The sequence below is a fragment of the Chryseobacterium sp. ON_d1 genome (assembly GCF_006829085.1).
Classification (GTDB): Bacteria; Bacteroidota; Bacteroidia; order Flavobacteriales; family Weeksellaceae; genus Chryseobacterium.
In genome coordinates this window covers 85,898-108,114 of record NZ_BJTC01000003.1, presented here as the reverse complement: position 1 = coordinate 108,114, position 22,217 = coordinate 85,898, and the positions used below count along the sequence as shown (strand labels likewise).

Below are 22,217 nucleotides of genomic sequence, written 5' to 3'. Positions count from 1 at the left end.
CAAAAATTACTTTAAACAGAAACTATCCGAATTATAATAATTTTTACATACATAATGTAAGAATGTATTGTTATGGCTAAATATCAAATAAATTATTATAAAATTAAAAGAAAGGTCACCTCTTGGATGTAATAATTGGAATCCAGATGTTAGGTACTGGAGATCATGTGCACTATGTCCATTATCATGTTACTTAATTTTCCTGCGATTATATTTTGAATCTTAACAGTTCATTTCTGAGTTCCAGATTGGATTCAAAATTATTAACAAATAAAGATCCGGTACCTAAACCCTGTGGCATTGGATTTTTTTTGGTGAAAGTGTATTGAGTAATAGCATTCAACCCTATATTACTTTCCAGAGCTGAAGTAATCCACCAACCTATATTATGCTTTTCAGCAAGGGAAATCCATTCATCCGAACCGGAAAAACCTCCTACCAAAGCAGGCTTTAAAATAATATACTGAGGCTTTATTACTTCTAAGAGTTTTTTCTTTTTTTCAGCATCTATAATCCCGATCAGCTCCTCGTCCAATGCAATCGGAATAGGAGTTTTTGCGCATAATTCTGCCATATCATCCCAGTTTCCTGCTTTGATAGGCTGTTCTATAGAATGAATATGAAGATCGGCAAGCTGCTGCAAAACAACCACCGCTTCATCTTTACTGAAACCGCCATTTGCATCTACCCGAAGTTCCAGCTGGTTTTTGGAGAATTTCTGTCTTAGTTTCTGAAGAATGGTGTATTCAGAATTCCAGTCAACCCCTATTTTTAGCTTAATACAGTGAAAACCTTTTTCCAGTTTATCCTGGATTTGCTCTTCCATATATTCTTCATCTCCCATCCATATCAGTCCATTAATGGTAATGGCAGATTTACCTTCGGTAAATTCACTTGGAAAGTAAAGATGATCACCATTTCTAAGATTCAGAATAGCCTGCTCATATCCAAACCAGATTGATGGAAATTCTTTCAGTTGTTCTTTAAGAATAGCCTTATCCTGATTGATGTTTTCACAAAGCCATTGTAATTTTTCTTCGTAATCAGGCCTGTCATCAAAGCTCAACCCTCTGAAAACGGCACATTCTCCTATTCCTTTATTTGCTTGTTCAGAAACAGTCAGGATAAAGGTTTCCTTATCAAGCAAAACGCCGCGAGATGTTCCACTCGGGCGTTTAAATTGTAATAAATATTTTAAATACGTTGCTTCCATTTATTTTACGCTGTCAATACGCATAAATTCTTCTGCTTTTTCTACCATCTCTACACTTCCACAGAAAAACGGAATTCTCTGGTGGAGTTCTGTAGGTTCTACTTCAAGAATTCTTCTGAATCCGTCTGTTGCCTTACCTCCTGCCTGCTCTGCAAGAAATGCCATTGGATTACATTCGTACAGCAATCTTAATTTACCGTTTGGAGCTTGTGAGTATGAAGGATAGATATAAATTCCTCCTTTCAGCATATTTCTATGAAAGTCTGCTACCAAAGAACCGATATATCTTGAAGTGTAAGGACGGTCACCCTCTTCCATCTGGCAGTATTTAAGATAATTTTTTACTCCCTGCGGGAATTTGATATAATTTCCTTCGTTAATGGAGTAGATTTTACCCGTTTTTGGGAAAGTCATATTAGGATGAGAAAGATAATACGTTCCCAAAGAAGGATCCAGGGTAAATCCGTTGACTCCGTTTCCTGTTGTATAAACAATCATGGTAGATGACCCATAAATAACATAACCTGCGGCAATCTGATTAATTCCTTTCTGTAAAAAGTCTTCCAGCTGTACCGGAGTTCCAGGCTCAGTAACTCTTCTGTAGATTGAGAAAATAGTTCCTACGGAAACATTTACATCAATATTGGAGGATCCGTCCAAAGGATCTATCAATACAACATATTTACTTAAATGACCGTTTTCACCACATTTAATATCAATAAAATCATCATTTTCTTCAGAAGCAATACCACAAACAACCTCTCTTTGAGACAAAGCCGTAATAAAAATCTCATTAGCGATCACATCAAGTTTCTGCTGCTCTTCTCCCTGAACGTTTTGATTTCCTGCAGCCCCTGTAATATCTACAATTCCAGCTTTATTCACTTCTCTGTTTACCACTTTCGAAGCCAATCTTATTGCACTTAGAAGACGAGAGAATTCCCCTGTAGAATACTGAAAATCGTCCTGTTTATCGATAAGAAATTCTCCTAAAGTCTGTAATGGTTGATTTGACATATTTTTCTTTTTACGTTTTGCCCAAATTTCGGAAAATTTATTTCATTAAGAAAATTTAATTACAACCTTTATTACTCACTGTATTTCAACACAATACATAGCAACATATCATAATTCGGGATATCGATCAAAAATTTCATGTCCGGATTTGGGGCATCAGGCTCATGAAAATTCATGATTATTTCATTAATTATTGATTTTAAGGAAATCTTAATTCTGTCATTCCGGCTGGCTATTTCATATCTCGTTGTAAATTTATAATTTTGACGTCCGTAAAAAACTCATGTAATTTTTTATCTAACAATTTTATTTTTAACAATTTAATGAAAATTTTCAAGTTTGGTGGAGCATCAGTAAAGGATGCTGAAAGTGTAAAAAACGTGTCTATGGTTCTACAAAGCCAGGGATTTGCCAAATGCTTGCTGGTGATTTCAGCAATGGGCAAGACGACAAATGAATTGGAAAAAGTTGTAGAACTTTATTTCAAAAAAGATAACTATCAAACTGAGATTGAAAAGATAAAACGAAAACACATTGAGATTGCGGAAGGGCTTTTCCCTGAAAATCATGCGGTTTTCGCTGAAATCAATCTCTTCTTTGATGACATTGACTCTTTTTTAAGAAGAAATAAGTCTCCCAACTACAACTTTGTGTATGATCAGGTAGTAAGCTGCGGAGAAATGATTTCTACTAAAATCGTGAGTGAATATCTGAATGAAATCCAGTTTATCAATCAGTGGTTAGATGCCAGGGATTATATTAAAACGGATAATTCATACAGAGAAGGTACGGTAGACTGGACAAGAACTGAAGAATTTATTTCGAATCTTAATCCTGAAATCTGCTATGTAACTCAGGGATTCATCGGTTCTGACGACAATAATTTTACCGTAACGTTAGGAAGAGAAGGCTCTGATTACTCTGCTGCTATTTTTGCTTATTGCTTAAATGCTGAGGCGATGACGATCTGGAAAGATGTACCGGGTGTAATGACCGGAGATCCAAGAAAATTCAGTGATGTAACTCTTCTTTCCAATATCTCTTACGAGGAAGCTATTGAGATGGCCTATTATGGAGCAAGCGTCATTCACCCGAAAACATTGCAGCCGCTGCAGCAAAAAAACATTCCTTTTTATGTAAAATCTTTCGTAGATCCTACTAAAGAAGGGACAAAAGTAGGAGCTTCCGACAAAAATCAACAGGAGGAATCTTATATTCTGAAAGAAAACCAGGATCTTCTGAAAATATCCACAAGAGACTTCTCTTTTATTGCAGAAGATCACATGAGCTTAATTTTCGGATATTTATCCAAATATAAGATCAAGGTTTCCCTGATGCAGAATTCTGCAATCTCCCTGGCATTGTGCCTTGAGGACAAGTTTAATCATATTGACGAGCTCAATGAAGAGCTTCAAAAAATTTTTAAAACCGAAGCAATTAAAAATGTATCTTTATTCACAGTAAGAAATGCGAAGATGGATCACATTGATCAATTTTACCATGAAAAAAATGTATTATTGGAACAAATTTCCAAGAATACTCTTCAAATGGTAACACAATAATATTAATTGCGACTAAACACACATGAGTTTAATTTCGAAAAACGATCTGATCAAAGCTTCCGGCTTAAATAAAATCGGGTTCCTCAAGAACCCGGTAGCATCTGCTGTAATGAGCATTGCTAAAATAAATGAAGTAAATAAACTGTACGATAAATTAAAAGACAAGGAAGGCAAAGACTTTTTCGACTCATTTGTGAGAGAAAGAAACCTAAGCTATGTAGCTTTTGAGGAGGATCTGGCAAAGATTCCGAAAACGGGACCGTTTATTCTGGTTTCCAATCACCCGCTGGGTGCTATTGACGGAATCCTGATGTGCAAGATCCTGACAGAGGTTCGCCCTGATTTTAAGGTAATGGGTAATTTCCTTTTGGAAAAGATCAAACCTATGGAACCATATGTAATCGCTGTCAACCCTTTTGAAAACAGAAAAGAAGCTTACAGCAGCTCATCAGGAATGCGTGAAACACTCAAGCATTTGCAGAACGGAGGCTGCGTAGGTATTTTTCCGGCAGGAGAAGTTTCCAATAAAAACAATCCTTACGGAGAAATTTTAGATAAAGAATGGGAAAAAACGGCACTTAAGCTTATCAGAATGGCTAAAGTGCCGGTAGTTCCTATGTATTTCCATGCCAAGAACAGCCGACTTTTTTATCAGGTCGCTAAACTTCATCCCAATTTACAGACCCTGATGCTTCCCGCTGAAATGATGAATGACAGAGAAAAACCTATCAGAATCAGGATAGGGCGCCCCATCACGGTAAAAGCAATGGATGAAATGGAAACGATTGAAGAACTGGGAGAGTTTCTGAAGCGTAAGGTATATATGATGAAATCTTACTATGAAAAGAGAAAATCCCTTGCTCAAAGCATCAACCTTCAGAATTTATCAGTAAAGTTTCCTTTGTTAAAAGAAGAAAATATTGTTCAGAATATCATTGACGAAACTCCTCTGGAAGATATCATTAAAGATGTGAATAAACTGAGGGGAACTGATAAAATGCTGTTCAGTAACGGAAATTATGAGATCTATTTTACGACTTATGAGGAAATCCCTTCTATCATGAGGGAAATCGGACGTCAGAGAGAGCTTACCTTCCGTGCTGTAGGAGAAGGAAGTAATCTTCCTTTTGACCTTGATGAGTATGACAAACATTACCACCATTTATTCTTATGGGACAACGGAGAGAAAAAACTGGCCGGGGCTTACAGAATGGCATTGGGAAGAGAGGTGATGAAGAAATATGGCATCAAAGGCTTCTATACAAGTTCTCTTTTTGAATTTGAGCAGGACATCCATCCTTTCTTCAAAAAAGTAATTGAAATGGGACGTGCCTATATCTGCCAGGAATATCAGCAAAAACCATTACCCCTTTTCCTTTTATGGAGAGGAATTGTACATGTATGCCTGAGAAATCCTGACCACAAATTCCTTATGGGTGGCGTGAGTATTTCCAACAAGTTTTCAGAATTTTCAAAATCCCTGATGATTGAGTTTATGCGTTCAAATTATTTTGATTCTGCCGTAGCTCAATATATCACTCCCAGAAATGAATATAAGGTAAAGCTTCGCGACAGGGATAAAAACATTTTCTTTGAGGAAATGGAATCTGACCTTAATAAACTTGACAAGATCATTGATGATCTTGAACCTGAATTGAGGCTTCCTGTTCTGATTAAAAAATACATCAAGCAAAATGCTAAAGTAATTGCTTTTAACGTGGATCCAAATTTCAATGATGCGATCGACGGACTGATGTATATCCGAATCAGTGATCTTCCGGAAAACACGATCAAACCGGTATTGGAAGAGATGAGTGAACAGATCAGAAAAGAACAGGAAAATAATCCAGCTGATAATCAGTAAGTTTTTAATTTTATGCAAAAAAAGTACGATGAACACTTGCTTTGTATACTAAAACTTACTACTTTTGCATCACTTTAAAACAACGAAGTAAGTCAAACAAAAATATAATGGTTTCTTAGCTCAGTTGGTAGAGCAATGGATTGAAAATCCATGTGTCCCTGGTTCGATTCCTGGAGAAACCACTTGAAGACCTCTGATTAGTCAGAGGTTTTTTTGTTTTTAAGAGATCAGGTGCAAAAGTTGGGGCTAAGCAAAAAGTTTTGTTAATCTGAAGAGAAAAATGTTCTGTCCTTCACTCCTCTGAGCTGCATTCTGAAATTTTTGATAAAATATCTTTGCAATGATTTATTTTTGCAAAAAGATTTGTGATGCCTCCTGCACTTTACTGCAGACGAAAATGCTTGAAGTGTTTGATAATTTTCCATTCACCATATCCAGCCTCACCACACGGTTGTTTCCGGTGAAGACTCAACCTTTTTCAGACAGTTGATAAATATAAAATACTTCTAGTTGGCCAAATACGCTTTAGCATATAACCAAGAGTTATATAAGTTAAAAAAGGCAGAACAGCATTCCCTGAAACGGGTGGATGTACTATTCTGCCTGATATTTAAATTCTGAATATGCTTAAGAAGGCCATGCTCCGAAATAAGAAGAATTTCCAAGATCTATCTGTTCTGCACTTACCACAAAACTGATGTACATGCTGTTTTCATCTACTGCATCGAAATCTACTTCATGTTGGATAACATAACCGTTTGTCCATTTCAATGTTGTTAAAGTCCCCTCTTCATGAGATTTGTTAAAGGTGATTTCTCCTACGGTAGGTTTGTATTTTCCGTTCAATAAGCTTTCCAGGATGTCTGATTTTTCAGTAGCTTCTACCGTAATTTTGATAAGCGCATTGGAAGGATCTGATGCTACACGCCCTGATACATCTGTAGATCGGGATACGCTGTAGTTAAGTTTTAATAATTTTTGTCCTTCACCGTTGTTGAATTTTAAAATTCCTCTTGAATTTCTTTCTGCCATGATTATAAATTTTAATGGTTAATATATTGTGATTGTTCGTTTTATATATCACCAAATATAGACGTATTTACAAAAAGCAAATTATATTTCTTATTAAATTTCAAAAACTGTAGTAATAGTACGACTAACAACCGTTAGGATTATTAGATGTTATAAATCAGGTGTTTGTCACTTCACCCTATTGAAGATCGACTTATTTTTTTTCTGTTTAAAATGCAGCGGGCAATTTTACCCATCTGAAAAAGTAAAGTATAAGAAAAAAATTTAAAAATGGAAAAAAAAAGAATCTATCAAAACACTGATGAACAACACATTGAAATCAAAAACAAGCTTTATCACGATATTTCTTCAAAAAAATAAAATAAAATACTTGCACCGTATTATAAAATGTTATACTTTTGCATCACTTTAAAACAACGAAGTAATAAACAAAAACATAAATGGTTTCTTAGCTCAGTTGGTAGAGCAATGGATTGAAAATCCATGTGTCCCTGGTTCGATTCCTGGAGAAACCACTTAAAACCTCTAATTTATTTTAGAGGTTTTTTTGTATTGTACCCTTAAAGCAGAATTTAACGCAAAGATTTAATATTTAGAATCAAGTGCAAAAGTTGAGGGCTAGTACAAAATCTATACTTTTTATTGAACAACAGGTCATTTTTTAATCGCAAAGAAAAGTGATTCAAATGTTTTATTTCAGGAAGCTAAGAAGTGTAACTTTGTCGCTGAAAAAGCTTAGTGGATATGTATTTGCTTAGAAAGAATCAATGAAATTGATTCCATCCTTTGCTCCCTTGAAAATATGAGATAAGAGGCTAAAAACTTTGCGTTAGTTTAAACAATATTCCCCCAACTTTTGAGACTGATTCCTTTCTTCATTCGCTTAGCAAATAATGATTAAGGAAAAATAATAATGTAGATTTAATTCTTATCAAGTATTCAGCCAGTTCAGACATTCAGCAATCTGCATTTTACTGATAAAAACGTCAGCATTTACCTCCGGTTCAGGCGAGAGCTTAATTTCTACTTTCTGACTGGAATGCTTAATGATTTGAGAAACAGCTTCCTTATTGATAATAAACTTACGGTTTATTTTAAAGAAAACATCCGGGTTCAGTTTCTGAATAATATCTTTAATGGTATCATCATAGATATAGGTCTGGTGATCTTTTGTGGTAAGGAAAAGGTATTTTCCGGAGGCAAAAAAATAAGCTATATTATGCTCGTCTATTGATTTGAGCTTATTTCCATCTCTCACCATAAAACGTTTCATCATATCAGCATTTCCCTGATGCAAACTGGAAATAGATTTCAGAGTAAGCTCGGGATCAAAATTATTCCTGATAGAGATAAATTTCTGTAATGCTTTATGCAAATCCTCTTCTTCAAAGGGCTTCAGAAGATAATCAATTGTAAAATGCCTGAAAACCCTCATGGCATATTCATCGAATGCAGTAATGAAAATAATCGGCGCAAAAAGCTCTATCTGTTCGAAGATCTCCAGACTCATCCCATCACCAAGATGAATATCCATAAAGATAAGATCTGCGGAATTTTTCTCAAAAAAATCAACTGCCTGCTTTTTAGAACGAAGAACAACCGTCTCTGTAACAGGGACAATATTCTGTGAATCCAGAAGGTTTTTCAGATAATTCACAGCCAGCAGTTCATCTTCTAGAATGGCAATTTTCATGATGATGCAAAAGTACAAAAAAACCGCTGAAACAATTAAGTTCAAGCGGTTTCATCTGTATTGAATTTGATATGAAGTTCTATAAATTAGGATTATTCTTCTTTGCACTCATTGGATACTCAATGGTATATCGCGGATCATTCTGCTGAAGAATATACTCTTTACCACTGATGGTGTGGCTTATTTTTTTCTGATTGGCTCTTCTCAGGTCGAACCACCTTTGCCCCTCCAAAGCAAATTCTCTGAATCTTTCATCAAGGATAAAATTCATAAATGCTGTAGAATCCATTGAAGACACTGTATTTTGTACTGAAGTATATCCGTCCGGAGTGTATCTGTTTTTTAATACTTTCAGAAGTGTTTCCTTCGCTTCAGCAAGTTTATTCAACTTTAACAATGCTTCAGATTTTATAAAATACTGTTCTGCTGTTCTGAAAGACACTTTGAATTCTAAGCTACCTCCTTTGATCACTTTATACTTACTTCCATTTTTTTCAAAATACATGCCAAGTCTTTTATCAGTCGTAGTATTGTATGAAGAAATCAGCTCCGGAGATGCAAAAGATAAATTCTTTATCGAATTATCCCATGTATTATCCAAAGCCAGAATAGATTCCGGGGAAGCATAATGGTTAGGGGGTGTATTTACAGTATTCAAATTAACAAGATCTGCTTTCACTGCCAGCACCTGATCTGCATAGTTTACAGCTTTATTCCAATCTCCTTCATACAGTGCCGCTCTTGCCTCAAAGGCCAGCAATGCCGTTTTTGAAAATCTGTAGTTCACTCCCACTGCCTGCTTTTGCTCTACCATCAGGTCTTCTGATCTTTTAAGGTCTGCGTGAACCTGGTTGTAGACTTCCTGTACAGAAGATGGCTTCAGTACCTGCTCAAGATCAATTTCCAGGCTGATCGGCACTCCTCTGTCGGTAGCAGCGGTAGCATTGTTGTACGGTTTTCCGTATAAATTCACCATATCAAAATACAGATAGGCACGAAGCGCATAAGCCTCTGCTAAAATCTGGTTTTTCTCAGGTGAATCCTGCATAGTCTTGCTTCCTTCATTGATAATCTGATTCAGATAGAAGTTCACTGAATAAAAGCTTACCCATGGAAATTCTGTAGAGGCTGGATCATTATTGGAATCTTTCCACATGGCAATTTCACGGTAGGAGATAAAATCCGCAGAATTATCATCAATATTCACCTCATCGGTACGAAGCGCTACCAGAGATTTGTGAACAGGATATTTTGAATAAGCAGAAGTAAGAACTTTCCGATAATCTTCAGTGTTTGTAGGAATAATTTTTCCTTCAGGCTGAATATCTAAAAACCTGTCACATCCGATATTGATTAGGCTGATTGCTGCTAGTGCTATGATTGTTGTAATTTTTCTCATTTTTATGAAGTTTTAAAAAGAAACATTAAATCCTACGGTCACCGACTTGGTGATAGGCTGTGCATAAATATTACCATACGTTTCAGGATCAAAATATCCTTTATATCCATTACTGAATACAAAAAGATTACGTCCTTCAACACTCAGCCTCAGACTGGAAATTCCCATAGGATTTGTAAATTCTTTTGGCAATGTATATCCTAAACGGATGCTGCTGATTCTTACATAACTGATCTCTTTCGCCCAAACATCCAATAAACTGTATGCATTTGAACGGTTACCGGCAAACCATTTATTAGCCATCCATCCGTCAGGATTAGCATCCATATCAGGACTTGTAATCCCTGGCAGTGAACCTCCTGCTTCATAGATATCTCTTGTATAATTTCTTCCTCTGTCGAACTCCATACCGCGGTAAGAAGGAGTTCTCATTACCGTCTGCTTCAGGTTGAATGTTGCAGAGACCGTCAGGTCGAAATTGCGTACCTTAAATGTATTGATAATCCCTCCTGTAAATTTCGGATCCCTGTCTCCTACGTATGTGAACAGGCTCCTCAGTTCAGCGTTTGAAAGTTTTGTATCCACCAGCTGCCCTGGCAGGAAGTCTGCATATACATCGTATAATTTAAAAAACTCTGCTGCTGAAATTTTCTGATCTCCTTTCCAGAACAATGGGTTTCCATGCTCGTCCATTCCTGCAGTTTTCAAAGCAAAAACAGCATTCACAGGAAGGCCTTCTCTGGAAGGAAGCAATGAATTATCGCGTGGCTGCTCACTCAGTACCCGACTCTTGTTATGAGCAAAGTTGATGGTAGTCGTCCATTTGAAATTTTCATGATCGATGTTTCTGGTAGATAATGCCAATTCAAAACCTTTATTGGTCAAACTTCCCCAGTTCATCATCGTGTATTCAAATCCGGTTTCAAGCGGAGTTTCCTTCATACTGATCATATCCGTACCTTTTCTGCTGTATACATCAGCGGTAAGGCTTACACGGTTTTTGAACATTCCCAGATCAAGTCCCAAGTTGGTATTTGTAGTTTTTTCCCATCTAAGCTTATCATTCGGCGGGCTGAGAACATTGATAATGGATTCTTTTCCTCCCGGAAGAATTGTGGCATCATTATATTCACCGATAAAGAATGGTGAGGTATTTCTGTCAATATTTCCCTGTAGACCATAAGATGCTCTCAACCTAAGGTTGGATACTGCAGAGATATTTTTCATAAAGTCCTCTCTCGTTACCAGCCATGAACCGGAAATAGCCCATATCGGAAGGTATTTATATTTTTTATTCACCCCAAACAGGTTTGTTCCATCATACCTCACACTTCCAAAGAATGTATATTTCTGATCATAAGTATAAGATGCTGTAGCAAACATAGAAGCATAAGCATTCTCTATAGGTGCTGCCTCACGGTAGGTTTCATATCTTTTATCTGCTGCAAAACTTGAATTCGGGAAAACAATTGCTGTAGCTCTTCTTGTTGTCGGATCATATCCGAAAGCTCTTGTAATGGTTGTATTGTCTTCTGTTTTACGGATTTCCGTTCCAGCCATTAAATCAATTTCATGTTTTGAATTGATCTTTGTGCTGTATGCCGCCTGTAATTTCCAGTTGTACTGAAAGAAATCATTATCCCAGTTTTGTTTTACCGCACCAGCCGGCAGAAAGTAGTTGTATTTACCATCTTTATAGTAACGGGTATTTTCTTTCATTTTTCTGGTGAAGTAAGTATTCTCCGCTGCAAATTTCTCCGTTTTGTTTGCATCGTACTGGATCCCTAACTGAGAGGTAAATCTTAAACTTTTTGAAGCTTTATATTCTAAATCTAAAATAGCTTTTAAAGAGTTATTCTTCAGCGAATAATTGGTATTTTCTCTTTCTTCAAGGAAGTTGAAAGGAATATAACGGTCTTCAAAACCATCCATATCTCTATCATAATTGTAACTTCCGTCTGCATTGAATGGTTTCAGGTATGGATTGGCGTTTCTTGAATAATTAACAGGGTTGATTGAAGCGTCGGCATCCGTTACAAAAGATGTACGTTCACTCTGCGTTCCGAAAATAGAAATTCCTGCATTTAACTTATCGCTTAATTTATAGTTGTTTTTTAGAGTCAGGTTATAACGTTTAAAACCTGTTCCGATAGTTGTTCCTTCTTCATCGTAATATCCCAGGGAAAAATAGTAATCAGCACGGTCACTCCCTCCGGAAACACTTAACCCATATTGTTTGTTGATAGCATTTCTGTACAGTAGTTTGCCCCAGTCTGTATTATTGTTTCTTAACCCGTTGATCTGCTGCCGGGTCAAAGAGTTCAATGCGTCAAAACCTCCGTTTCTGAAAGCATCAAGCTGATTATTCTGAGTCAGAATTCTCATCACTTCTCCCTTATCTGCACGGTAAGTAAGATCTGCACGCTTGGCAAGCATCAGTTCCAGGTCTACTTTTTCAGAGGCATTTAAAAGGTTCAGTTTATCAAAATCAGGGCGTGCTGTAATGAAAGTATCTGCAGAGAAATTCAATTTTAAACTTCCTTTTTTCCCTTTTTTTGTTGTGATGGAGATTACCCCGTTTGCAGCTCTTGCTCCGTAAATTGCCGTTGCAGCCGCATCTTTAAGGATGGTGATATCTTCAATATCATTAGGGTTCAAACCTGCGATAGAGAAGTTCTGAAGCTGGTCAATATTGTCTTTATCCGTAAAGTTAGGCACATCATTTCCTTCCAACGGAAGCCCGTCGATTACCCATAGCGGATCCTGAGGTCCGGAAAGAGAAGCTGTACCCCTGATTCTGATCTTCGCAGGACTACCAGGAGCCCCGGTTTCGGGAGTTACTGCCACACCGGCAATTTGTCCTGCCAGCATCTGATCCACACTGGCCACACCAGCCTGGCTGATATTATCCATTTTCACGGTAGAAACGGCTGAAGTCTGCTTGCGTTTTTCAATTTTCTGGTAACCGGTGATAATTACTTCCTGGATTTTATTTTTATCTGAAACTTCAGAAGTCAGTCTGATGGTATAATTCGTTTGTCCTTCATTTAGCTGAATGACCCTGGATTCATAACCGGGGTAACTTACCAATACAGTTTTTGTATCAGCAGGAATTTCCAATATAAATTTTCCGTCCTTATCGGTTACCGTACCTACTGATACACTTTCGATAATTCCTTCCAGTTCTGTTTTTGTAGAGACCGATTGGGTCTCGATTTTTATAGATGCACCGCTAATAATCTGAGAAGTGTTTCCGTCTTCTATTTTTCCGGTGATGGTTTTCTTTTGCTGGGCCATTGCTATATTAGCAGCCAAAAGAGGTAAAAGTATTAGAGTTTTTTTCATAGCCGTTTATTTGTTTAAAGCCTCCTGAATACGAATGATTAAATCTGTGTAATGTGCTCTTGAAGCATCATCACCTCTGTACCTTGTTCTGTTCAGTAAATCCAGAACTTTCTGAAGTTCCGCTCTTTTGTAGGTAGTTACTTCAGACACTCTCTTCATGGATGAGTAATTGATATTCCTCAAACCGTGATCTTCCTCATGAAAATTACAGATGGTCGGGATATTCAGGGTATCATCTGCTTTTAATCCTTTCACTGCTGTTTTTTCAAATAATTTGTTCACCGAAACAATTAAGGCATCCACATAATTTTTCTGAGTCATCTTTTCAAGCATTGTAAGACTTCCTTTTTTACTGAAAATGGCTGTTCTTACCTGATCAAATAAATTTTCTACCGTGTAGATCTCTTCTTTAGATCCTGAAACCTGATGCTTCAGCTCGTTTTCAAGCAATCTCAGCAATCGGTCATCCATAAACAGGGAATAGATATTCGCATACTGCATTCCTCTTGCCAGCGTATAAGGCGTCTGCTCGAATGGTCCCATTGGTGAATCTTTTACCGGATACGTTTTTTCTGTAATTGGATTAAAGAATAGCCACTCCGGAAGGTTGATAGCGTTTTTAAGAAGATAATCAACCGCTCTTCTCTGAATTTCTGCAGGAACTGCTTCGTAAGCTTTCTTTTTGTTCCCAAAAACAGTATTATTCAGATAAATTCCACCCACATTGGCCATTACATGACCTGTATACAGATCCCACTGCCCGATTACCCCCAGATACAGCTTTCCGGTATCCGTATAATCTTTACCATCTTCATACGTCCATTTCAAAAGGTTATTGATGACCACTTTCAGGTTTTTCATCCCATATTCGCTGGCTTTCATGGCATCATCTCCCAAATCTTCAGACTGCGAACGCGGATCAATGGTCTCCAGATAGCTCTGCTGTTCTCCATAGAAATACATCGGGTCATCCTGATGTTTTTCAATTAAGTTTTTCAGCGCCTTTTTCTCTGTAAATTCATCCGGATACCAACGGTACCCCCATTCTATGGCATATTTATCATAAAGACCAATTTTTGGAGTGATAGCTGTAACACCATCTTCCGGCTGTGCTACATAATTGTAACGGGCATAATCCATAATAGAAGGAGCTGTCCCTCCCATTTTGTCTGTAAATTCTTTAGAACGAAGCGACTCTACAGGGAAAGCGAATGAAGCTCCCATATTGTGCTTCAGTCCGAAAGTGTGTCCTACTTCATGGGATGAAACAAAACGGATCGCTTCACCCATATGTTCATCACTGAACTTATTTCCTCTGGCTTTCGGGTCTATAGGTCCTGTCTGAATTCTCATCCAGTCATGAAGAGAAGTCATTACATTATGCCACCAGATGATATCTGCTTCGATAATTTCTCCACTTCTCGGATCTACTACAGAGGGGCCCATTGCATTTGACTTTGGCGAAGCGGCGTAAGTAATCACAGAATATCTTACATCATCAATATCAAAATCTTCATCTTTTTCATCCGGCATTTTCGCAATCACTGCATTTTTGAATCCTGCCTGCTCAAACGCCGCCTGCCAGTCATGTACTCCGGCAATGATTTTTTCACGCCATTGTTTAGGAGTTGCCGGGTCTATATAATAAACAATCGGTTTCTTAGGCTCTACCAGCTCTCCTTTTAAATATTTTTCTTTATCTTCGTCTTTGGGCTCAAGATTCCATTTGGTAATAAAGAATTTTTCATCCATTTTCTGCTGATTGTCATTAAACGACCAGTGTTTTTCTGAGAAAAATCCTACTCTTGAATCCGCTACTCTTGGTTTCATCGGTATTTTAGAAAGAAGTACCAGATTCGTCGTAACACCCAAGGTTACCGGCAGGTCTACTCCACCTTCATTGACGGAAGTAGACAATTGAGATTTCACCACAAGGTTCTTTGGAAACGTCTTCACTCCTTCTATATAGGAAAGGCTTGATTTCACAGATCCTCCCAATCCTACATTAGCCAGAACATCATTAAAACTCTTTTGGTTCCCATCAAAAACCTTGTTCACTTTAATAGCTACAGCCGTAGAATCATTATTTTGTGCTTCAATATCAAAGACTTCAATGACAGATTCTGAAAAGTTATCTTTTACGGATTTTGTAATGGCATCATTCTTCGGAGATGACACTTTAGGCACCACAGTTTTCACCCATACTTTTTTAGCTACAGGATCACGGTGGAAAGAGATGACCTTATTTTCATAATTCATTCCTTTATTCAAACCTGCCTCATTCACCTGCATGGGTACCTGAGAGAGTTTGTTAACCACCAAAAACTGACGCCCCATCAAGCTATCAGGAATCTCAAAATAAATATCCGTTTTTACCTGAATCGTATTAAAAAGCCCTTTTTTATAGGTTCCTTTTTTGATCAGGTCTTCAATCTTTTTTGTTTTCTTTGAGGAAGAGGTCTCTGTTTTGTCCGTTTTTTCTTTGTTGACCTTTACTGTATCTTTATCTTTTTTCTGTGCTACGGCCATTGGTGAGGCCATAGCAAGACCAAGATACAGTGCAAGCCTGTAATTCTTCATTAAAATAGTCCGATTCATTCCAAATAGTAAATATCTTAGTTTCAGCCAGCAAAGCTATAGGTATCATGAATCATATAAATAATATTAGGGAGTGAATGGTGAGTTTTCGGGAGTGAATGGATTTTTATTTTCACTTCAATAAAGGCAAAAAACATATGAAATATTCACCATCTACAGAAATATGAAGAAGATTATTCTTAAAATATCCATAAATTTGATTCAAATAATCAATTCCGAACTTTTCACCCTGCACCGGTTCTGTTTTAGGCTGCCAGGTGTTCTTTACTGTAATCCCGTCTTTGTCAACAATAATGATAATTTCCAGAGGTTGGTCTATTGTTGCTATATTATGTTTGGTTGCATTTTCTGTGGCAATCTGAAGAGATAAATAAGGAATTCTTTTTTCCAGACTTTCAGGAGCATTAATGATCAGTTCAAATTTCATCTCTTCATCAAACCTGCTTTTCAGAAGCTCCATATACTGTTGTATAAATTTGATTTCCTGAGAAACCGGAACAATATTTTCTTTCGGAGGCACTATCAGGTACCGATAAATCTTAGAAAGATTCATAGTAAATTTCTGAGCATTCTCTTTATTGATTCCGATCAGCATATAAAGAGAGTTCAGTGAATTGAAAAGAAAGTGCGGATTAATATTATTTTTAAGCTGCTGAAGCTGATTGATCACTTCTGCTTTGTGCATTTTTTCATTCTCAATAAGAAGAAAGTTTTTCTCAGACTGTATTTTTTCTTTTTCCTGATACGCGAGGTTGGTTGCCCGCAGGAATAAAATAAAGACTGTTACAATAAGGAATAATGCGGCCAGAAAAATATAAACGGTATAGGTTTTTATCTTACTGATATTTTCATCAATTATAAAATTGACATGGTTCACAACCGTATATCCGTCAAAATTATCAGTCTTTAATGGTTTTATGAACCTTGTTACCTCTACGCCAAGATATTCCGAGACAGCTGTTCCTTTGGTGTATCCCGCTTCAGTTTTACTGGCCAATGTATCGGCGGGCTTAATATCTGTAAAGTCAAAAATATTCTTTCCTATATATTTCTTTTCGGGATGTGTAATGCAGATTCCTTCTTTGGTGAAGACAAAGGCATAGGTATTGGAGCTCTTATCAACATTGATAAAATATTGATGGAGATCATCCAGGCTTACGGTAGAGCCATAATACAGTTTGTTCTTATCAGGCAGTTCTAAAGAATCATAGCTCACCCAGAACATACTGTCTTTTTTTGTAACCAAAAGATCTTTGAAATGCCCCGGACCATTATTTTTGAGAACAATAGATTTTTCTTTATTCCCGGTATTTTTAAAAATAACGGATAACGGATTATTACTTTCTATTTTTCCTGAAGTTTTATTCTCGTAATAATACCAGCTGTATGGCAGCAGGTTTCTTTTTTTATTCAAATCATTTAAAACCAAAGAATAGTCTTTATAGTTTTTCAACCCATCTTTCTGGATCAATGCACGAAGGATATATTGATAATCTTCAATATTTCTGAATTCATGTTCTATCGATTCATACTTCCTGAAGAAAGTTTTCTTCGCAAAATCATCGGTATTCTTACGGCTGTCTTCCGTAATCAGAAGACTTAAAACAGCAAATGCCGCCACTGCAATCAGGCAGGCAGATAAAGCGGTAATATAGATGGACTTTTTGGATAAAGCGTGCTTAAAATTAATAATCAAATTCTCAAAATTGTAGGTTCCTCAACATATAAATTATTCGTTTGCAAAGATATAACAAAGATTTCAGGACCGAAAAGTGAATTAAATTTAGATTTATTTTTTTCTAAAACAGGGAACAGAATAAATTTCAATTCTAAAGCAGTATAAAAATAATTATTTTTTGAATTTTAGTTCAATGGTCTTAAGTCATAAAATTAGTTAATATCATCATTCATACGACAGATTCAGCATGGTATATTTTGAAAATTAATTATCTTCGCCTACAAATCTTATTTGAAAATGAAGAAGATCATCTCTGGGATATCTATTTTTTGTGCCATCGTTGTGTCTGCTCAGGAATCTATACAGTTTCAGGAGCTGCCATTCAAAGATATCATCGCAAAAGCCAAGAAAGAAAAAAAACTGGTTTTTATTGATGCCTATGCTTCCTGGTGTGGCCCCTGCAAAATGATGGAAAAAAATGTTTTCACTCAGAAATCGGTCAGTGATTATTACAATACCAACTTCATTAACGCAAGATTTGACATGGAAAAAGGGGAAGGCAGAGACATCGCTTCTAAATTCGGAGTACGTTCCTACCCTACTTATCTATTCCTAAACGGTGAGGGTGAGCTTGTATCCAGAAATACAGGATACATGGAAGAAAGTCTGTTTGTAGCAATGGCTCAGGATATCAATTCACCTGGAAATAAAAAGGGGTCTCTTAAAGATCGTTTTGCAAGTGGTGAAAAAGACCCGGAATTTCTGATTAACATTATGAAACTTAATGCCAACTCAGATTATGACTTCGCTAAAAAAGCTTCTGAAAGATATTTCCAGAACAAAAAGAAAACGGAAGAACTCACAAAGGATGAAATTGGCTTTCTTCTTTATTTTGTAAAATCATCGGAAGATGCTAATTATCCTGTCTTTGCATCCAGAAAAGCCGAAATCATTAAATTTCTTCCTGAAGAAACATACAGCGAGTTTGATGCTCAGTTAAAATTAGGAAAAATAGTGGAGCAGTCTATCGATGATAAAAATAAAAAGATCAACGATGATTATTTTATGAAAAACGCTGAGCCATTAGTAGGAAAAGAAGCCGCTGTTAAGAAGCTTAATCAGACAAAATTGAGCTATTATGAACAAAACAGCAATTTTCCTGAATATGAAAAAGCTGCTTTAGACTATTATAAAAACTCGGATGCCTTTGATCCTAATGAACTTTTAAGAGCCGCCTGGATATTTGCAGATCATGTGAAGACACCATCTTCACTAAAAAAAGCAACAGAATGGGCAGAAAAATCTGTGATGAGGGGAGAAACTTCTGAAAACACTTATATTCTTGCTAAACTCTATTACCTTACCGGAAATAAAGAAACCGCAAAAAGCTATGCTGAGATGTCTAAAAATATGGCTGTTCAGACCAATAAAGATTCTCAATTGGCAGATGAATTATTAAAACAGATAAAGTAACATACACACCACATGAAATATAAATTATTAGCAGCAGGCATTGTAGCTTCTCTCTCAGCAGGAACATTAAGTGCCCAGGAGCGGGAACAAGGAGGACAGGATAAGAGTTTATACATAAAAGGAAATGCTTTATTTGCACCCATAGGAATTTTAAATCTTGGAATAGAAAAACAGATCAGTCCCAAATACACCTTACAGGGGGATGTTTTCATTTCGCCCTGGAAATCTTTTGCAGGACATGAATTACAAATCTATTCTCTCTCTGTTGAAGGAAGATATTATTTTAAAGAAGCTTTTAAAAATTGGTATTTAGGAGCAAATATTGGTTTTGCAGCTTATAATCTTCAAAAGTGGAGTTATTGGCATGACGGATATTTTTATAAAGACAACGGAGATGTTCTTTTGAATACTAACCTTTATCAAAAAGGATTTACTGTTATGCTGGGTATTACAGGCGGATATCAATTTCAGTTATCTGACCGCTTAAATCTTGATATTTATGCTACTGTAGGAACATCACAGGGTTTTTACAAAGGATATGACCGTTCAACCGGTTTACGCTATGATTCTGCAGAAAAATTTAATAAAAGCGGAGAGATCATCCCATACAGAGGAGGCGTAATGATTTCCTACAAATTAAAATAATACAATGAAGCCATTCGGAAAAAATCATATCATTATTTCAGTAATCACTTTTGTGATTCTTTTTCTAATGAATTATATCGGGAATGATCTGCCTGACAAATTACAGAGGGCTTTAATGACTGCTTTTGCAGGAGTTGTGGGATTAACCGTCGGATTATTTATATTGAATAAAGGCAGAAATGATAAAAATCCACCTCAGAATTTTGACTAATTAATCTTTGTATACCACATATCTGGTTCTAATCTTTTCAAAACTTTCCAGATCTTTTTTCCATGAAGCTTTGATTTCCGGAATTGATTTTCCGGCGATGATCTGTTTTCTCAATTCATCAGTCCCGGCCAATGTGTCAAACCAAAAATTTTTCCCTGATGCAGGTTTTAAAAAAAAGCCCAGTTCAGGATTTTTAAAATTCTGATAAGCTTTAATCACCCATTCAAGATTCAATTCTCTTAGGTCTTTGGGATATCCGGATAGATTTTCACCATAGCACAGTTTCCCGTTCAGAAAAGGATCTTTAGCTCCGTAGCTCGGCTTGGGAGTAAACTGATAAGGAAGTTTTTCAGTCCATGGAGAGCCATAAATCTGAAAAGGAAGTTCTGTTCCTCTTCCTACGGAAACCTGTGTTCCTTCAAAAAAGCATAGACTTGGATATAGATTGATCGCTTTATCATTGGGTAAATTAGGAGAAGGTTTATCAAGCATCATATAGCGCTGTTTTTTATGATAATTCTTCATAGGAACAAGAGTGTACTTAACCTGAGCACCATTTTTCAGCCATTTTTCACCATTAACCATCTTTCCATACTCTCCTATCGTAAGTCCATACACTACAGGAACCTCGTGAAGCCCTACAAAACTGGCCCATTTTTTTCTCAATACCGGTCCATCTGTATATCCGTCGTGTGGATTGGGGCGATCCAATACCATAACCTCAATATTATTTTCAGCTCCGGCTTCCATCAGATAAGACAAAGTGGAAATATAGGTATAAAACCTTACCCCAACATCCTGAATATCAAAAATGACAATATCAATTCCGGCAAGCTGCTCCGGTGTGGGTTTCTTATTATTCCCATAAAGAGAAACGATAGGAATTCCTGTTTTCACATCTAGTCCGTTTTTCACTTTTGCACCCGCATCGGCATCTCCTCTGAAACCATGCTCAGGAGCAAAAATAGACTTGATTTTAATTCCATTCTTCACCAGAAAATCTACCAGATGCGTCCTGTCGCTCATCAGGCCTGTCTGATTGGTTACCACTCCTATTGTTTTATCTTTTAACAGTGGCAAATATACTTCTGGCTGGTCTGCTCCGGTTTTAAAATCCTGTTGAACCTGAGTCTGAGAATAATATTGGTTGAATACTCCCAAAAAAATTAGGCAAATCAGAAGTAAATTTTTAATTTTGAAATCTAAATTCATAAGCTTGAAGTTTCCTTTATATTTCTCCAGAAAAATAGCATTTTCCAAAGATAACAAAAATAACCTTTCAAGGGTTATCATCTTCATTGGCAGGCTTTCCGTAGCATTGGGAATCATTGTTTCCTTAATTACGGTGGCCACTGGTTTTGGTTCCAAAAAAGCGATTAAAGAGAGGCTGGCAGATTTCAGTGGACACATCACGGTAAGATCTACGCGATCAAATTCTTCTTATAATACTTCTGTGCTTGACAATCAGGGGCTGAATATTGCAAAAATAAAAGAACTTCCTGATGTTGAAAGTATTCAGAAATACGTGACAGTTACCGGAATCATGCGTAATGAACACAATTTTGCAGGAATCATATTTAAGGGAGTAGGAAAGGATTTTGACAGCTTGAGGTTTAAAAAATTCCTTATTGCCGGTACTACTCCGAAAGTGACAGAGAAAGGGTTCAACAATGATGTTACTATTTCGCAAAAAGTAGCCAATGACCTACACCTTAAAGTGAATGACAGTATTGTTACCGTTTTCTTAAAAGCTGATCAAAAACCACTTTACCGTAAATTCAGAATTATAGGAATCTATAGAACAGATATTAAACTTATTGATGAACAATTTGTTATCGGTGGAATCAATCACGCAAGGAAAATTCAGGATATGAAGCCTGATGAAATTGGCGGAATAGATATTTTTCTGAAAAACGTAAATGATATTGATAAAGATTTCCCTGGGATTGAAAAACTGATCGGATATAAGAATTATGCAGAAAAAGCAACTGAAAAATTTCCTCAGATCACAGACTGGATCAGTATTTTTGACACCAATATTGCCCTCATCATTATCATCATGCTGATTGTGGTCGTCATCAATATCATCATGGTTCTTCTGATTCTTATTATTGAAAGAACAAATTCTATAGGTCTTCTTAAAACATTGGGAGCGAGCAATTCACAGATAAGGGCAACCTTCATCAACTATACCCTTATTATTATGATCCCGGGACTTCTGTATGGAAATGCAATCGGATTAGGACTTATTCTGATTCAGAAATTCTTCGGAGTAATCAAACTTAATCCTGAAAACTATTATGTAAGTACAGTTCCTGTAGATCTTAATCCCATTGCAATTATTTCTATCTCAGTAGGAATTCTTATTATTTCAGCCCTGGCTTTAATTATCCCGAGCTATCTGATCAGTAAGATCTCTCCGGTGAAGGCTATTAAGTACAACTAATAATGTGATAATAGATAATAGATAATAGATAATAGATAGTT

Annotated in this window: 15 protein-coding genes and 2 tRNA genes; 8 read left to right on the top strand and 9 right to left on the bottom strand. The window is 36.6% G+C overall.

Features of this window, described 5'->3' with window-relative positions:
* Positions 1 to 208 precede the first annotated feature (208 nt).
* Together CRS_RS06005 and fbp are read right to left on the bottom strand one after the other, a co-directional pair.
* On the bottom strand, positions 209 to 1,213 hold the full coding sequence (locus tag CRS_RS06005; protein ID WP_142723169.1) for an o-succinylbenzoate synthase: 1,005 nt from the start codon (positions 1,211 to 1,213) through the stop codon (positions 209 to 211).
* Positions 1,214 to 2,230: a class 1 fructose-bisphosphatase gene (gene fbp / locus CRS_RS06000; RefSeq protein ID WP_142723168.1), complete on the bottom strand. Its 1,017-nt coding sequence runs from the start codon at positions 2,228 to 2,230 to the stop codon at positions 1,214 to 1,216.
* A gap of 323 nt (positions 2,231 to 2,553) precedes the next feature.
* Between fbp and CRS_RS05995 the strand changes: the two genes are divergently transcribed.
* The 3 genes from CRS_RS05995 (at position 2,554) to CRS_RS05985 (ending at position 5,838) form a co-directional block, all read left to right on the top strand.
* The gene (locus tag CRS_RS05995; protein ID WP_142723167.1) at positions 2,554 to 3,792 is read left to right on the top strand and encodes an aspartate kinase; all 1,239 of its coding nucleotides are present in this window, start codon (positions 2,554 to 2,556) and stop codon (positions 3,790 to 3,792) included.
* 22 nt (positions 3,793 to 3,814) lie between these two features.
* The gene (locus tag CRS_RS05990) at positions 3,815 to 5,656 is read left to right on the top strand and encodes a lysophospholipid acyltransferase family protein (protein WP_142723166.1); all 1,842 of its coding nucleotides are present in this window, start codon (positions 3,815 to 3,817) and stop codon (positions 5,654 to 5,656) included.
* Between the two features lie 109 nt (positions 5,657 to 5,765).
* Positions 5,766 to 5,838, top strand: a tRNA-Phe gene (locus tag CRS_RS05985).
* A gap of 445 nt (positions 5,839 to 6,283) precedes the next feature.
* Here the strand turns inward: CRS_RS05985 and tssD are convergent.
* The gene (gene tssD / locus CRS_RS05980) at positions 6,284 to 6,688 is read right to left on the bottom strand and encodes a type VI secretion system tube protein TssD (protein WP_142723165.1); all 405 of its coding nucleotides are present in this window, start codon (positions 6,686 to 6,688) and stop codon (positions 6,284 to 6,286) included.
* 442 nt (positions 6,689 to 7,130) lie between these two features.
* On the opposite strand from tssD, the gene CRS_RS05975 reads away from it, so the two are divergent.
* Positions 7,131 to 7,203 (top strand) — tRNA-Phe (locus CRS_RS05975).
* Positions 7,204 to 7,619: 416 nt separating this feature from the next.
* On the opposite strand, the gene CRS_RS05970 is transcribed toward CRS_RS05975, so the two are convergent.
* The 5 genes from CRS_RS05970 to CRS_RS05950 form a co-directional block, all read right to left on the bottom strand.
* Entirely contained in the window at positions 7,620 to 8,381 is a 762-nt protein-coding gene (locus CRS_RS05970) for a LytTR family DNA-binding domain-containing protein (protein WP_142723164.1), read from the bottom strand.
* Between the two features lie 79 nt (positions 8,382 to 8,460).
* On the bottom strand, positions 8,461 to 9,780 hold the full coding sequence (locus CRS_RS05965) for a RagB/SusD family nutrient uptake outer membrane protein (RefSeq protein WP_142723163.1): 1,320 nt from the start codon (positions 9,778 to 9,780) through the stop codon (positions 8,461 to 8,463).
* 12 nt (positions 9,781 to 9,792) lie between these two features.
* Complete coding sequence (locus CRS_RS05960; RefSeq protein WP_142723162.1) at positions 9,793 to 13,125, bottom strand: SusC/RagA family TonB-linked outer membrane protein; 3,333 nt, start codon at positions 13,123 to 13,125, stop codon at positions 9,793 to 9,795.
* A 6-nt stretch (positions 13,126 to 13,131) separates the two neighbouring features.
* Positions 13,132 to 15,705 carry a zinc-dependent metalloprotease gene (locus CRS_RS05955; protein WP_228451192.1) on the bottom strand — a complete coding sequence of 858 codons (2,574 nt, stop codon included), beginning with the start codon at positions 15,703 to 15,705 and terminating at the stop codon, positions 13,132 to 13,134.
* Between the two features lie 130 nt (positions 15,706 to 15,835).
* On the bottom strand, positions 15,836 to 17,419 hold the full coding sequence (locus CRS_RS05950) for a histidine kinase (protein ID WP_142723160.1): 1,584 nt from the start codon (positions 17,417 to 17,419) through the stop codon (positions 15,836 to 15,838).
* A 279-nt stretch (positions 17,420 to 17,698) separates the two neighbouring features.
* Here CRS_RS05950 and CRS_RS05945 point away from each other — a divergent pair, with 279 nt between their 5' ends.
* Genes CRS_RS05945 through CRS_RS05935 form a run of 3 tightly spaced genes read left to right on the top strand, consistent with a single transcriptional unit; the run spans position 17,699 to position 19,730 of the window.
* Positions 17,699 to 18,874 carry a thioredoxin fold domain-containing protein gene (locus tag CRS_RS05945; RefSeq protein WP_142723159.1) on the top strand — a complete coding sequence of 392 codons (1,176 nt, stop codon included), beginning with the start codon at positions 17,699 to 17,701 and terminating at the stop codon, positions 18,872 to 18,874.
* Between the two features lie 12 nt (positions 18,875 to 18,886).
* Positions 18,887 to 19,519, top strand: coding sequence for a DUF3575 domain-containing protein (locus CRS_RS05940; RefSeq protein WP_142723158.1), 633 nt, complete (start codon positions 18,887 to 18,889; stop codon positions 19,517 to 19,519).
* Between the two features lie 4 nt (positions 19,520 to 19,523).
* A complete protein-coding gene (locus CRS_RS05935; RefSeq protein WP_142723157.1) occupies positions 19,524 to 19,730 on the top strand; it encodes a hypothetical protein in 207 nt (68 codons plus the stop codon).
* Here the strand turns inward: CRS_RS05935 and CRS_RS05930 are convergent, their stop codons facing one another.
* Complete coding sequence (locus CRS_RS05930; RefSeq protein ID WP_142723156.1) at positions 19,731 to 20,942, bottom strand: exo-beta-N-acetylmuramidase NamZ domain-containing protein; 1,212 nt, start codon at positions 20,940 to 20,942, stop codon at positions 19,731 to 19,733.
* A gap of 4 nt (positions 20,943 to 20,946) precedes the next feature.
* On the opposite strand from CRS_RS05930, the gene CRS_RS05925 reads away from it, so the two are divergent.
* Positions 20,947 to 22,176, top strand: a complete 1,230-nt coding sequence (locus tag CRS_RS05925; RefSeq protein ID WP_142723155.1) for an ABC transporter permease — start codon at positions 20,947 to 20,949, stop codon at positions 22,174 to 22,176.
* Positions 22,177 to 22,217: the final 41 nt, after the last annotated feature.

Coding starts and splice junctions, on each gene's coding strand:
- CRS_RS05995 (WP_142723167.1), top strand. CDS start 2,554: ATGAAAATTTTCAAGTTTGGTGGAGCATCAGTAAAGGATGCTGAAAGT.
- tssD (WP_142723165.1), bottom strand. CDS start 6,688: ATGGCAGAAAGAAATTCAAGAGGAATTTTAAAATTCAACAACGGTGAA.
- CRS_RS05940 (WP_142723158.1), top strand. CDS start 18,887: ATGAAATATAAATTATTAGCAGCAGGCATTGTAGCTTCTCTCTCAGCA.
- CRS_RS05990 (WP_142723166.1), top strand. CDS start 3,815: ATGAGTTTAATTTCGAAAAACGATCTGATCAAAGCTTCCGGCTTAAAT.
- CRS_RS05945 (WP_142723159.1), top strand. CDS start 17,699: ATGAAGAAGATCATCTCTGGGATATCTATTTTTTGTGCCATCGTTGTG.
- CRS_RS05960 (WP_142723162.1), bottom strand. CDS start 13,125: ATGAAAAAAACTCTAATACTTTTACCTCTTTTGGCTGCTAATATAGCA.
- fbp (WP_142723168.1), bottom strand. CDS start 2,230: ATGTCAAATCAACCATTACAGACTTTAGGAGAATTTCTTATCGATAAA.
- CRS_RS05955 (WP_228451192.1), bottom strand. CDS start 15,705: ATGAAGAATTACAGGCTTGCACTGTATCTTGGTCTTGCTATGGCCTCA.
- CRS_RS05970 (WP_142723164.1), bottom strand. CDS start 8,381: ATGAAAATTGCCATTCTAGAAGATGAACTGCTGGCTGTGAATTATCTG.
- CRS_RS05935 (WP_142723157.1), top strand. CDS start 19,524: ATGAAGCCATTCGGAAAAAATCATATCATTATTTCAGTAATCACTTTT.
- CRS_RS05965 (WP_142723163.1), bottom strand. CDS start 9,780: ATGAGAAAAATTACAACAATCATAGCACTAGCAGCAATCAGCCTAATC.
- CRS_RS06005 (WP_142723169.1), bottom strand. CDS start 1,213: ATGGAAGCAACGTATTTAAAATATTTATTACAATTTAAACGCCCGAGT.
- CRS_RS05930 (WP_142723156.1), bottom strand. CDS start 20,942: ATGAATTTAGATTTCAAAATTAAAAATTTACTTCTGATTTGCCTAATT.